This window comes from Sporolactobacillus sp. THM19-2 (assembly GCF_004153195.1).
Taxonomy (GTDB): Bacteria; Bacillota; Bacilli; order Bacillales; family Sporolactobacillaceae; genus Sporolactobacillus.
On the sequence record NZ_SEMC01000029.1, the window covers coordinates 18,423 to 29,246 of the forward strand.

A 10,824-nucleotide genomic window follows, 5' to 3' on the forward strand; every position below is an offset into this window, starting at 1 on the left:
CATTAAAAATTTGAAACACGGTCGGCATATACCTGCAATTTTAAGCTGAACGTATTAAAGTGGGTGAAGGAGAACCATTCATCACTCGAAAGTGCAGCCCTTCATTTCAAAATCTCTTCGCCATCAACGATTTATCAATGGGATCGCCGGTTTAAATCAATGGGTGTGAATGGATTAAAAACCAAGCGAGGTCGTCCACCTATGGGGGAACATGAAAATACAAAGCGCGAAGCCAAAAAAAACGACAAGTTGAAAAATGTTGATCAGTCTGAACAGGAGCGGTGGATGTAAGTCAATAGATTGGACACAAAAAAGTTTGGTAGATTGAGAGCTCGTTGCGTCATTTTGAGTTTAATCTGAATCGCTTGACATGGAGCCTCTACGGGCGATGTTTTTTGGCGAAAGGGCCGAAAGGGTAAATCTCTTTCGCCTGGCGAGATAGCCTACAACGCCCGTCTCTCATGTCAAGCGGTGCTCGAGCGGCATGTTAGCAGGCCACTTTCAAAAACTTGTCTTCTGCTTCCTGAGGCGTCAGGTAATCGAGACAGCTATGGATCCGGGACCTGTTGTACCAGCCTTCAATGTACTGAAAGAGGGCACGTCTTGCTTCATTGAAATCATGATACGTCGTCTGATGGATTTCCTCTTTTTTCAATGTTGCATGAAAGGACTCAATGCACGCGTTATCGTATGGGCAGCCTTTTTACTGAAAGAATGGACGATTTGTTTCTCTTGAATCGCTTTTTCAAATTCATGGCTTGTATACTGGGACCCAAGGTCCGTATGCAGGATCAGACCCGGTTCAGGATTTTGGTTGACGCAAGCGTTATCTAAAGCCTTTAAGGCTAGCTCTGTTGTCATGCTTCGAGAAAAGGAATAGCCAATCATTTTTCGTGTACACAGATCCATGACTGAGGCCAGGTAGCACCAGCCCTCTTTGATCGTGTGGATATAAGTGATATCCGCAACCCATTTTTGGTTGATCTTTGTTGCTGTAAAGTCCTGAGCCAGTACATTTTTTCTGTTCTCGACCGGTCCCTAGCCCGATTGCGGACGATACTTTTTCACAATAATGGAACGCAGATTGGCTCGTCTCATCAGCCGTTGCACACGTTTGAGGCTGACCCTGAAGCCTTCTTTTCTCAAGCGTTTCTGAATCTTAGGAGCTCCATATCGCCGTTTACTTTCTGTATAAAGGGTCTGAATACGTTGCATCAATTTTCGATTCTCACGGGCCAGACTGGACTCACCGGCACTTTTGGCCTGATAATAGGTACTCCGCGGCATGTCAAGCACTTGGCATACCGTTTTTATGGGATGTTTTTCTTGCAGGCGATCAATCAACACACTCATCTCAGCGGACGTTACTTTTTTGCGAATATGGCCATAGCTTTTTTTATATTTCGTTTTCCTCCTGAATGCGTCTCATCTCTTTCTGAAGCTTCAGGTAATCCTCAGGAGTAAAGGATTTCCAGTCTTCTAAAGAAATTGGATTCAGTCTCTTAATCCATTTATAAATCGTTGTTTCCGATACGCCATATTCGCTGCTGAGATCTTTAACCGGAGTGCCTGACTGGTAGAGTTCCACGATCATTTGCCGGAATTCTTTATTGAATTTGTTGCTTGTTTTTCCGCTGCCCATCCGGGACACATCCTTTCGTTAATCCTTAGTTTAACTAAAATGTGTCCGTAAAACTATCCTAACATCACGGCTTAAGGATCTTGAGAAGGAAAATGAGTTACTTCGAATTGAGATTGAGTACTTAAAAAATTGGACACCTTAGTTCGTCAGAGAGATCAACACGAGCGGAACAAATACAAGTAGTTACTGATTTAGGCGTAACCACTCTCTGAATGACATTCTGCGGATCGTGAAACTCCCATTCGTGTGTAGATTAAGTACTATAATGAGTCTAGAATCAAAGAAAAACTCGGCGGTCAAAGTCCGATTGAATATCGGATTTCAACCACCGAGCAAGTAGCTTAAAACTATGTCCAACTTTTAGGGTTCACATCAAATCAGGCCATTCCTTTAATTATTCAACTTACAAGTATGGAATAAAAAAACGTACCGATAATACTCAGTAACGTGTTTCTCGAATAATAACTTCCCAGTGATTATTATTGTGGATTTCAAGTCATAAGTCATTATTTATTCATTAAACGAATGATTTTTTCTAATTTTTAAGGATGAATTGGTCACTCCTGAGTCCTGTTAAAAAAAAGAAAAGAATTTTGATTATCTCGCCTTAGCCTCTAGTGACACTGAGAAAACCATCAAAGCTGTCGCTCAAGCCGGGCGCACCTCAAAAAAGCACCTATGCCAATGGCTTAGATGCTTTAGATATCTTACGACTCAGTTTTATTTTTTCCTCACAAAATTATTCCCACTTTAAGAAAAGATGCTCCAAGAGTTTAGCAATTAAATCAGACAATTTTCCTAGCAGGGCATAAATGATAATGCTCAATACAATAATGTTCATCTGCATAAAATCGCGCGCATTCATTGCCATATAGCCGATGCCTGAGTTGGTAGCAACTGTTTCGGCAACAATGAGTGTTAACCACATCACACCAAGCGCATAGCGGATACCGACAAATATTGAAGAAAGAGATCCAGGAAGAATAATCTGCGTAAACAACGACCATTTACTAAGTCCATAGACTCTTCCCATTTCAATAAGTTTCGGATCTACTGAACGAATGCCGTGTAATGTGTTAATGTAGATTGGAAATAATACGCCCAGAGATACAAGGAACACCTTACCCGTTTCACCCACACCAAACCACACAATAACGAGCGGAAGGACTGCAAGATGCGGAACATTACGGATCATCTGAATTGATGTATCGGTCAACCAATAAAATCCCTTAAACAAGCCATTTAATAACCCAAATAAAAATCCGATCCCACCGCCAATTAGAAATCCAGCAAATGCTCTGCTTGCGCTGATACCAACATTGCTTTCGAGTTGTCCGTTTTTCATCAGTTCAATGAACGCTTGAACAACATCCATTGGTCTTGGAAATACATTTTCCGGAACAATGCCACTCACTGTTAAGAACTGCCATAACAAGAGCAAAAGAAAGGGAATTATCCATGGAATGATTTTAAATCGGTTAATCATTCGATGCTGCATCGTTAAATGAATACCTCTCTTTTATTTTAGGATGATTGACTCAAGAAATTTTAGCTCTATTATTTTTCTGCTTTATAATTCCAATTGTAATTTTTATCCTTCGCATCAATTTTTTTCGGAACAACTTTTAAATTATAGAAAGTATCTGCTTGCGTTTGGAACATCGAAAGAAGCTGGTTGGTGATCGGCACAATTTTTCTGCTGCCTGCACGTTTTTCTTCTGTCAGCATTATATTATAGTCGCTATTATATGCCTTAGATAGCAACTTAGCTGATGCTTCCGGATCCTTCTTTGCCCATACTCCGGCTTTTGTTAATTCATCAAGAATTATTTTTACGACCTCCGGATGACTTTTCACAAGGCTTGGTGTTGAAAAATAGTATGGTGCCGTTTGCAGACTCGCTTCTTTCCCAAATACTGAACCATTGTCCGCAATTACCCGCGACTTAACACTTGCCTGAGCTTGTGCGGTAATCGGATCCCATATTGCCCAAGCATCAAATTGCTTACCTTTTTTAAAAGCTGCAAGTGCCTCAGATGGTTGAATATAAAGCGGCTTAATATCGCTATACTTTAATCCAACTTGTTTTAGCGCACTTACGAGAAGATATTGTTGTGCAGATCCCTTGGCGACTGCAATGGTTTTCCCCTTTAGGTCTGCCACACTCTTGATCGGCGAGTCAGCACGTACAAGAATTGCGGAACCATGGACAATCCAATCTTGCGCAGCAACTTTAACAAATTTCTTGCCTGATGCCTGCGCAAAAATACTTGCGGTCGCTCCGCCGCCACCAAAATCAATACCATTTGAAACACCGACAGCATTCATCATGTCGGACGTTGAACTAAACTGATGCCATGATACCTTAATCCCCATTTTTTTGAGACGTGCATCGAGCTTTCCTTGCTGTTTGACAGTCGTTAACAGCGGAATTCCTTGTTGATAGCCAATAGACAGGTGCGTCAGCTTACCGTTTTTACTTGTAGAAGAAGATTGATTTTGTGCACCGCAACCAGCAAGTGCAAGAATAGCCGCCATGAATATAGATATAATAGAAATGAACCTTATTTTTCTCATTGTTTTTCCCCTTTTTTCAATCATATCGGCCAATTTAATGAATCATTAGCCTTCGTGAAACGTTCAATACCTGTTTTCGTTATTAAAAACTCATCCTCAATGTTGTAGCCACCTTTAGTACTGTAATAAGGTACTTCAAGGCAGAATACCATTCCCTCTTGAAATACAAGTTCTTCTTTAGGTGCAATGAAAGGCGCTTCCTCACTGAACGCACTGACACCAATGGAGTGACCTTGGTGGCCTCTAAAATAATTGGGTATGCCTGCTTTTTGAATCGTTCCATTGACCGTATCAAAGAGTTCGGAGAGATGGATGCCAGGTTTAACTGATGCTATGCCTTTTGAGAACCCTTCGTATAAAGCATCAAATTTAGATTGTTGTTCAGGAGTAGCATTTCCACCAATAACAAATGTTCTTGCAATGTCAGATTGGTAGCCGTAATAATTGACTCCTCCATCGAGACGAACGATATCCCCTTGTTTCAACTGATAGTCTCGTAAAATAAAAGGGGCCGAGTAATTCGGACCAATTGAGGTCACGAGTGTAGTATTAATGGCATGGTTGTCAATTGCATCAATATGTTTCCTATATATTGCATTCATATCAAATTCGTTCATGCCTGGTTTCAGTTCTTGAGCAGTCAATAACGTTGCTTTTTCTGCTAATTTTGCTGCTTGACGAAGGATTGATATCTCCCAGTCTGTTTTTAGGACTCGTACCATTAATAAACCATTAGTAAAATCAATAATATGGTCAGCACCATAGTCCTTATAAAGCTGCTCAGTCAATTTCCACGTCAAGGCAACCGGTTCCACACCAATTCTTGGTGACTGACTGATTTGACTTATCAATTCCTTAACAAGGTCATAGGATTGATTCAAGTTCATTTGCGTTGTTTTCTTATCAGACTTTGCTTCCCCATCATCAATGAAAATCCATGAATCATATTGAATAATATCAATAAGTTCTGCATCACACTGAAGCTCTGCAGTTTGTTTTTCAAAGTTATTAATGATCAACTTAACATGTCCTTCAGCCGGAACCAATGCATAAGCAACTCCCGGTTGTTTCATCATGGAGAGAAATTTGCTCGCATACCCTGTAGCATAGAAGATGCCTTCTTGGCTAGTAAGCAGAAGTGCATCAAGGTTGTTCTTTTGCATACTTGCCTGCAATTTCTTCTGAAATTCTAATTGATTGCGTTCTTTTAAAGAAACCATATCTCTTCTCCTTCTAACTTTTCCTTACTTCTCAAGAATCTGGTTTAAAACTTCATCTTCAATTCTTGCAAATTCCGCACTTCCCCGAATCCTTGGACGAGGCAAATTCACTTTCTTGTCCAACTTCACAGCACCATCTTCGATTAACACAATTCGATCCGCGAGAAAAACCGCCTCGCCTACATCATGGGTCACGAGCACTGCAGTAAACTTTTTCTCTTCCCAAATTTGTGCAATTAAACGCTGCATTTCAATTCTTGTCAGTGCATCCAGCGCACCCAATGGTTCGTCTAATAAGAGTAATCGGGGATCACTTACAAGAGAACGTGCTAGGGCAACGCGCTGCTGCTGACCGCCGGACAATAGTTTCGGCCATTCATTCGCCTTATCCAGTAGTCCTACGCTTTCTAATGCTGTCTGTGCATGCTGCAACCCAGACTTCTTCATGCCTATGCTTACATTATGTAAAACACGTTTCCAAGGAAGCAAACGCGAATCCTGAAACATAATCCGTACATCTGGAGACAGGCCGGTGAGCGGTGTATGATCATAGTAAATCACACCATCCGTCGGTTGATCTAAGCCTGCAATCTGACGCAATAAAGTACTCTTCCCACACCCACTCTTTCCGACAATAGCAACAAATTCTCCGGAAGAGATCTCTAAATCAATGTTTTTTAGCACTTCATGTGGGCCGAACTTTTTCTTTACATGTTGCACTTTTAATTTAATACCCTTTGTTTCGGAACGATCCATAGAGTCCTCCTTCAGTTAATAATCTGAAATGTCAATCGGCTTACTTGGTTTAATAGAAAAGTAATTTCATTTTAGAATGAGCCATTCGCTATGTCAAAGAATTAAACTTATCATGATACGTACAAAACACGTCATCCATTCTACCTAAAATTATTTTCTCCACTCCTTTGGTTCTCGAATTTACAAAGTGATTTAACCAATTCAAAATGTTTGAGACGTCCATACCCCGGCATTTGCTCAGCTTGTGAAGAAATCAAACCCATCGACTTTTTTGTCATAAAAAAAGCCCCAAAAGTTAGAATTTGTTATCCAACTTCTGGGGGAGTTCAAATCGGGTGTTTTATTTTAATTCATTGTTCAATATGCTTTAATGCCCTCTCCGTCTTCTTATGAAGATCGCAATGATCCCGCCTGACAAGAGCAATATAGCTCCTGTGCTCAAAGTATAGATATCATTGGTGTCACCTGTTATTGGAAGGTGCTTCCCCGATGATACACCATCTGTACCAACAAGACTCTTCTGAGCTTGTTTTAGAGATTCTAGTGCTTTATCGACTTGCTTTTGTGTTGTGTTTGGATCAGTCAACACATTTTCTGCTGCTTCCAATGCTGTTTGAAATACTAACCAACTTTTTTCTGTATAGTTATTCTGTTTTAAATTTAAACGGTTAATTTCACTCAAATTTGTTTGAAGATCCGATGTCTTGACTAGACCTTTTTTGCCCTTGGAAAGCGCCTGAAAAGCCGTATCAATCTGCGCTTGCGTTGCACTTGGATCTTTAATGACTTTCTCAGCTTGGCTCAACGCATCCTGGAGGGTTTTCCAGCTTCCCGTCGTGTAGCTGTTCTCTTGCAGCTTTTCACGATTAAGTTCAGTAACTGTTGTTTGAAGTGTGGACTTGTCGGTTGTTAATCCGTCTGCCACTTTCTGCAGCTTTGCCAAAGCAGCATCCACTTCATCCTGTGTTGCATCTGGACTATCTTGAATTTTCAGCACATCAGCTAAAGTTTTCTGTAACGCATCCCAACTTTTGGCCGTGTAATGATTTTTATCCAATTTTTCAGTTTCACTTACTTTTGCCTGAAGATCTGAATGATCCACAAGCCCTTCGCTGACCTGCGTCAGTTTTAGCAAAGCATCATTTATCTCAGCCTGATTGGCATCAGGATTGTCCAATACTGCAAGTACATTATCCTGCACATTTTGCAGTGCATGCCAACTGGAGGAAGTAAAGCTGCTTCCATTCAACTTTTTAATTTCAGCTGCTTTTGACTGCAGAGCCGACGTATTGACGAGATCCTCTTCCGTCTTTTTCAACTTTTGCAAAGCTGTATTGATCTGTGCTTGTGTTGCCCTTGGATCTTTGATGACTTTCTCAGCCTGACTCAAGGCATTCTGGAAGGTCTCCCAGCTGCTGTAACTGCTAAACTAAAATCAACAGATTCTGCTAAATAGAAATGAACACTTTTCACCCAATATCAATCCAGATAAGTTATGATTGTCTTTTAAACATAGTTTGTCTGGAGGATCTGAAAGGTGGAAAAATTACTCTTGTATTTACAGGTTCATCAATTGAGTGAACAAGGATTCAAAGTGGCGAAAATCGCCAGGAAATTAGGCATTTCAAGGAATACGGTCTATAAATATTTGACTATGTCCTTCGAGGAAGCAAGTGATTGGGCAAATTCCCTTAGGCAAAGGAAGAAGAAACTCGATCCCTATCGGGATCAAATTATAAGTTGGTTAAAAGAACACCCTGATCTATCTTCCGCCCAAATTGAGGATTGGCTGAAAGAAAAATATCCTGGTATCACCATTGGGGGGAGCACAGTCAGATTATTCATCAAAGATTTGAGAGAAATTTATCACATTCCAAAAGAAGTATATGTGCGCGACCATGAAGCAGTTGATGAACTGCCCATGGGCCAGCAGATTCAGGTGGACTGGGGAGAAATAAGGCTTAAAAACACGGATAAAAAAGAGGTGAAACTTTACTTCATCACATTCGTTCTCTCCCATTCCCGATATAAATATGTCGAATGGTTAGGGAGACCATTTACCACAACAGACACGATTCGCTGCCATGAAAATGCATTTGCTTATTTCGGTGGTATGCCAGAGGAATTAGTTTATGACCAGGATCACCTGATTACTGTCAGTGAAAATGCGGGTGACATTATTCTAACCAGTGAATTTCAGGTCTATAAAGAGCAACGGAAATTCCGCTTACATTTATGTCGAAAAGCAGATCCACAAAGTAAAGGAAAAATAGAAAACGTTGTAAAGTTTGTGAAAAACAATTTTGCCAGGAACAGGGACTTTACGAACATCGATGCTTGGAATGAAAAGTGCATCTCCTGGTTAGATCGGACTGGAAACTATAACGTCCATAACACAACAAAAAAGAGACCCGTTGAAGTGCACGCCCTCGAAAAGCAGCACTTGAAACCAGTCTCTCCCCTGCTCGCCATTGCGAACGATTATAGTTCCAGTATAACAAGAACCGTCTGTCCAGACAATGTCATCAAATATAAATCCAATCGTTACTCTGTTCCCCTGGGAACGTACCGGCGCAATGGTGATAATAGAGTTTTCATCGAAACCAAAGAAAATGAATTAATCATCAAAAAACAATCACAGGGTGAAGTTCTGGCCCGGCACACCCTAAGTATGGAGAAAGGAAAACTCATCAAAAACAGGCAGCATGCTCGCGATCGTTCAAAAGGGATTCAAGCCTATAAGGAGACCGTTATTCGTCAATTCAATGACGGCGAACAAGCCGCATTATTCATTCAAAAATTGAGTACCCGGTATCCGAGATATGTTCGAGATCAGCTTCAAATCGTTCAGTATACCTTGCATCATTTCCGTCAGGAAATTGAAAAAGCCCTGGGTATCTGTATAAAAGACCAACTCTGGAGTGCAAATGATCTTCGAGATGTTTCCCAACATCTCGCCCACCAAAAAGAAACAGAGGAACAACAAGCACCTCGTCATACGGAGGAACCACAGAACGATCCTGCCACACGACAAGCCACTGCATCGATCAGAGAAATGGACGATTATATCAAGATACTTGGAGGCGTTGGACAATGAACAGCACAGTTAATGAACTGCAAGATCACTTCCGCCATCTTCGGATGGCAGAGACAGCCAATGGATTGCCTCATCTCTTGAGAAAAGCCGAACAATCTTCTTGGACGTATCATGAATTTCTGGAGGAACTCTTAACTTTTGAATTAAAGCGGAGAGAAGAAAAAAATGTAGAAAGGAGGCTGAAGTGGGCAAAATTCCCTTATCAAAAAACACTGGATGAATTTCGTATTGACGAACAACAATCCATCAGTAGTCGGCAAATCAATCAGCTAAGGGAGCTGAATTGGCTCGAGCAACAATATAATCTGATTCTGCTCGGCCCACCCGGGGTCGGAAAGACCCATATTGCGATTGGTCTCGGTCTCGAGGCCATCTATAAAGGATTCAAGGTGACCTTTTTAACCATGGGAGAACTCGTCCGACTGCTCAAGACAGAGGAGTACCTGTCAAAATCCAAAACCCAGCTAAAAAGAATCCGGGAAGCAGATCTTGTCATCATTGATGACCTGATGTATCTGGCAATGGATCAGCGAGAAGCCAATTTATTTTTTCACCTGATTAACCATCTGTACGAACGAAGTTCGATCATCTTGACATCCAACAAGGGCCCAAAACAATGGGGTGAATTGATGGGCGATCAAGGCATAACAACAGCTATATTAGACCGAATTCTCCATCGGGTAGAAGTTATTCACCTAAATGAAGACAGCTATAGACTGAAACACCGAAGCACAATTTTCAAAGAGAAAAGTGTTCAAAATTAATTAGCAGAAAGTGTTCAAAACTACTTGACGGTTACAGCTGCCCCTTGTGTAGTTGCTCTCTTGCAGCTTTTCACTATTTATTTTATTAACTGAAGTTATAAAAATAGGGGATAATGTAACATCTGGATACCCAACTGGAGGAGTAAATACGGGATTACTACCAAATTTCCTTGCTCCGTAATAAAAACAAAAAAGGGGGATCATTTTTATAATGATTCAGAAATTAGATGATTATTTAAATGATTTTGCAGGTGATGAGGATTACACAGATTATTGGTATGATTAAGGCTTCTCAATTGCACAAGATATTCTTGACGAATTTGAAGTTACAGACTGGAAGCATTTAATAGAAATTCTTCCAAATAGAAATACTAAGTGGAAACAGAAGTTAGCATATTGTTTGGATGATGGGAACAATTCTTATCAACTAGAAATATTATTGTCATTTCTAAAGAGTGATGATAAAGAATTAATAGAGTTGACTGTGGATTCATTGACTCGACTTCGACAGTTTCTAGGTACACAAAAGTCCGAAAACAGGCGACAGGTAGCCTGTTTTCGGACTTTTAATTTTTATATGTGTGTATCTAGGATTTAAGGCCGATTCGACATATCTTTCGAGGGACCTTTATCCCAAGAGCCTTAATGATTTCATGCTGTTTTGCGGTGATTTCCGTCCTTTGATAGAAGTCTCCTTTTTTTGAAGAAAATTTGCCCAGAACCATCTGATCCATGGTATGTTTCAGTTTTGGCCAGGTTTCACCGGTC

General features: G+C 40.7%; 9 protein-coding genes and 3 pseudogenes. 4 read left to right on the plus strand and 8 right to left on the minus strand.

Annotation, left to right across the window (positions count from 1 at the left end; translation table 11 throughout):
- Positions 1-45 precede the first annotated feature (45 nt).
- Positions 46-291 carry a helix-turn-helix domain-containing protein gene (locus EWH91_RS15065; RefSeq protein WP_129930702.1) on the plus strand — a complete coding sequence of 82 codons (246 nt, stop codon included), beginning with the start codon at positions 46-48 and terminating at the stop codon, positions 289-291.
- A 196-nt stretch (positions 292-487) separates the two neighbouring features.
- Here the strand turns inward: EWH91_RS15065 and EWH91_RS13525 are convergent.
- Positions 488-1,642, minus strand: a pseudogene (locus tag EWH91_RS13525) (IS3 family transposase).
- Positions 1,643-1,894: 252 nt separating this feature from the next.
- On the opposite strand from EWH91_RS13525, the gene EWH91_RS15070 reads away from it, so the two are divergent.
- Positions 1,895-1,987 carry an IS3 family transposase gene (locus EWH91_RS15070; RefSeq protein ID WP_369122701.1) on the plus strand — a complete coding sequence of 31 codons (93 nt, stop codon included), beginning with the start codon at positions 1,895-1,897 and terminating at the stop codon, positions 1,985-1,987.
- Between the two features lie 394 nt (positions 1,988-2,381).
- On the opposite strand, the gene EWH91_RS13530 is transcribed toward EWH91_RS15070, so the two are convergent.
- The 6 genes and pseudogenes from EWH91_RS13530 to EWH91_RS14895 all read right to left on the minus strand — a co-directional run.
- A complete protein-coding gene (locus EWH91_RS13530; RefSeq protein WP_206184342.1) occupies positions 2,382-3,140 on the minus strand; it encodes an ABC transporter permease subunit in 759 nt (252 codons plus the stop codon).
- Positions 3,141-3,199: 59 nt separating this feature from the next.
- Complete coding sequence (locus tag EWH91_RS13535; protein WP_129930690.1) at positions 3,200-4,219, minus strand: aliphatic sulfonate ABC transporter substrate-binding protein; 1,020 nt, start codon at positions 4,217-4,219, stop codon at positions 3,200-3,202.
- Between the two features lie 20 nt (positions 4,220-4,239).
- The gene (locus EWH91_RS13540; RefSeq protein ID WP_129930692.1) at positions 4,240-5,439 is read right to left on the minus strand and encodes a M24 family metallopeptidase; all 1,200 of its coding nucleotides are present in this window, start codon (positions 5,437-5,439) and stop codon (positions 4,240-4,242) included.
- A 24-nt stretch (positions 5,440-5,463) separates the two neighbouring features.
- Complete coding sequence (locus tag EWH91_RS13545) at positions 5,464-6,195, minus strand: ATP-binding cassette domain-containing protein (RefSeq protein ID WP_129930694.1); 732 nt, start codon at positions 6,193-6,195, stop codon at positions 5,464-5,466.
- A 367-nt stretch (positions 6,196-6,562) separates the two neighbouring features.
- Positions 6,563-7,297 (minus strand): LPXTG cell wall anchor domain-containing protein, encoded by a 735-nt coding sequence (locus EWH91_RS13550; protein ID WP_256359846.1) that lies wholly within the window; start codon positions 7,295-7,297, stop codon positions 6,563-6,565.
- Between the two features lie 18 nt (positions 7,298-7,315).
- Positions 7,316-7,600, minus strand: a pseudogene (locus EWH91_RS14895) (hypothetical protein); the annotation flags it as partial.
- Between the two features lie 132 nt (positions 7,601-7,732).
- Here EWH91_RS14895 and istA point away from each other — a divergent pair.
- Together istA and istB are read left to right on the plus strand one after the other, a co-directional pair.
- Positions 7,733-9,292, plus strand: a complete 1,560-nt coding sequence (gene istA / locus EWH91_RS13555; RefSeq protein ID WP_129930698.1) for an IS21 family transposase — start codon at positions 7,733-7,735, stop codon at positions 9,290-9,292.
- Complete coding sequence (gene istB, locus EWH91_RS13560; RefSeq protein ID WP_129930700.1) at positions 9,289-10,056, plus strand: IS21-like element helper ATPase IstB; 768 nt, start codon at positions 9,289-9,291, stop codon at positions 10,054-10,056. The genes istA and istB overlap by 4 nt, the downstream gene beginning before the upstream one ends.
- A 587-nt stretch (positions 10,057-10,643) precedes the next feature.
- Here the strand turns inward: istB and EWH91_RS14605 are convergent.
- Positions 10,644-10,824, minus strand: a pseudogene (locus tag EWH91_RS14605) (IS1634 family transposase); the annotation flags it as partial.

Excerpts from the sequence above, each read along its gene's own strand:
- EWH91_RS13530 (WP_206184342.1), bottom strand. The coding sequence starts at position 3,140 with ATGCAGCATCGAATGATTAACCGATTTAAAATCATTCCATGGATAATT.
- EWH91_RS13535 (WP_129930690.1), bottom strand. The coding sequence starts at position 4,219 with ATGAGAAAAATAAGGTTCATTTCTATTATATCTATATTCATGGCGGCT.
- EWH91_RS13540 (WP_129930692.1), bottom strand. The coding sequence starts at position 5,439 with ATGGTTTCTTTAAAAGAACGCAATCAATTAGAATTTCAGAAGAAATTG.
- EWH91_RS13545 (WP_129930694.1), bottom strand. The coding sequence starts at position 6,195 with ATGGATCGTTCCGAAACAAAGGGTATTAAATTAAAAGTGCAACATGTA.
- istB (WP_129930700.1), top strand. The coding sequence starts at position 9,289 with ATGAACAGCACAGTTAATGAACTGCAAGATCACTTCCGCCATCTTCGG.